Annotated in this window: 1 protein-coding gene; it reads left to right on the top strand. The window is 61.3% G+C overall.

The annotated features are described in order from the left end of the window. Positions 1–61: 61 nt before the first annotated feature. Positions 62–1,206 (top strand): IS3 family transposase gene (locus GC125_RS00460; RefSeq protein WP_502706022.1). Its coding sequence is split into 2 segments (ribosomal slippage): positions 62–329 and positions 329–1,206, totalling 1,146 coding nucleotides; the frame shifts between segments, so codons are not numbered across the junction. Positions 1,207–1,245 lie beyond the last annotated feature (39 nt).

The raw sequence follows: 1,245 nt of genomic DNA on the forward strand, positions 1-1,245 counted from the left end.
GGACGGTGACGGAAGCTACGATCTGACGTCTGCTGATCTCCAATGACGAGGAGATCAGAACATGCGCAAACGCAGGAACCATGACGCGGGCTTCAAGGCTCGCGTGGCGCTGGAAGCCGTGAAGGGCGAACGCACCGTGTCGGAACTGGCCGCCGAATATGGCGTGCATCCGACAATGATCCACCAGTGGAAGAAGGCGCTGCTTGACGGTGCGGCGGACATCTTCGAGCGGGGCGGCAAGAAGACCGCTGAGGTTGACGAGGAGACCGTTCGGGCGCTGCACGCCAAGATCGGGGAGTTGGCTGTGGCCAACGATTTTTTGTCGCGAAAGCTCAAGCCTTGGGGCGGGAAATGAGACGCGGGATGATCGAACGGAACCACCCCGTTCTGTCGGTGGGTGCGCAATGCCGCCTGCTGTCGATCTCACGGTCTTCGTTTTACTACGCGCCGCAGGGCGAGACAGAGATGAACCTCGCTCTCATGGAACTGATCGACAAGCAGTTCCTGGAGACGCCCTTCTACGGCGTGCAGCAGATGACCTGGCACCTGCGGAACGAGAGCCATGCCGTGAACGTCAAGCGCGTTCGGCGGCTGATGCGCCTCATGCGGCTGATGCCGATCTTCCAGAAGCCGGACACGAGCAGGCCCGCGAAGGGGCACAAGACCTACCCCTATTTGCTGGGCGGGTTGCGGGTCGACCGGCCTAATCAGGTCTGGTGCGCTGACATCACCTACCTGCCGATGCGGCGTGGCTTCCTCTATCTGGTGGCGATTATGGACTGGTTCACCCGCAAGGTGCTGACCTGGCGCATCTCGAACACGCTGGAGGCGGACTTCTGTGTCGATGCGCTGAACGAGGCGATCCATCGCTTCGGCTCGCCCGAGATCATGAACACTGATCAGGGCTCGCAGTTCACGTCCTTCGCCTGGACCGACCGGCTGAAGCGGGTCGGGACCCGGATCTCGATGGACGGCAAGGGTCGCTGTCTCGACAACATCTTTATTGAGCGCCTCTGGCGGTCGCTGAAGTATGAATGCGTCTACCTGCACGCTTGGGAAACCGGATCACAGGCCAAGGCAGGGGTCGGTCGGTGGATCACCTTCTACAACCACCAGCGGCCACACGCCGCCCATGGCGGACAGCCGCCCGCCGTGATCTACTTCACCAGCATCGAAACCGATCAGCAGGTGCAGGCAGTAGCTTAAGTCACGCCGAAATCTGTCCAGGGATCGGGGGGTAGCTCA

Origin of the sequence: Rhizobium sp. EC-SD404, from assembly GCF_902498825.1 — a bacterium.
Classification (GTDB): Bacteria; Pseudomonadota; Alphaproteobacteria; order Rhizobiales; family Rhizobiaceae; genus Georhizobium.